1 protein-coding gene is annotated in these 678 nt (G+C 72.9%); it reads left to right on the top strand.

Annotated elements, in window-relative coordinates:
- Window positions 1-678 (top strand): acyltransferase domain-containing protein (locus VM95_RS37850; protein ID WP_045706087.1); only part of this gene is annotated, 678 nt, incomplete at both ends.

The raw sequence follows: 678 nt of genomic DNA, 5'->3' as shown, positions 1-678 counted from the left end.
GGAGTCGGTTCCGGCTTCCGGTTCGGGTGCGGTGTTCGTGTTCCCGGGGCAGGGGTCGCAGTGGGCGGGCATGGCCGTCGAACTCCTCGCCGCCAGCCCGGTGTTCGCCGCCGCCGTCGAGGAGTGCGCGGCGGTGATGGATCCGTTGACGGACTGGTCGCTGCTGGACGTGCTGCGGGACGGTTCGGGTGCACTGCTGGAGCGGGTCGACGTCGTGCAGCCCGCGCTGTTCGCGGTGATGGTCGGGCTGGCCCGGTGGTGGGAGTCCTGCGGGGTGCGCCCGGCGGCCGTGATCGGGCACTCGCAGGGGGAGATCGCGGCCGCGCATGTGGCCGGGTTGCTCTCGCTCGAAGATGCGGCCCGGGTGGTGGTGTTGCGCAGTCGGGCGCTGCGGAAGGTGTCGGGCGGCGGGATGCTGTCGGTCGGCGTCGGTGTCGAGCGGGCCGCTGAACTCGTGGAGGCCGATGGCCGGTTGTCGTTGGCGGCGGTCAACGGCCCGTCCAGCGTGGTGCTGTCGGGCGACACCGAGGCCCTGGCGGCTGTGGTGGAGCGGTGCGAGCGCGAGGGTGTGCGGGCGCGCATGATCCCGGTGGACTACGCCTCGCACTCGGCCCACATGGACGCGGTGCGCGACGAGGTCGCCGAACTGTCGGCGAGCGTAAGGCCGTTGGCTGGCCG

It is taken from the genome of Streptomyces rubellomurinus (genome assembly GCF_000961885.1).
Classification (GTDB): Bacteria; Actinomycetota; Actinomycetes; order Streptomycetales; family Streptomycetaceae; genus Kitasatospora; species Kitasatospora rubellomurina.
This window is presented reverse-complemented; position numbering and strand designations above follow the sequence as displayed.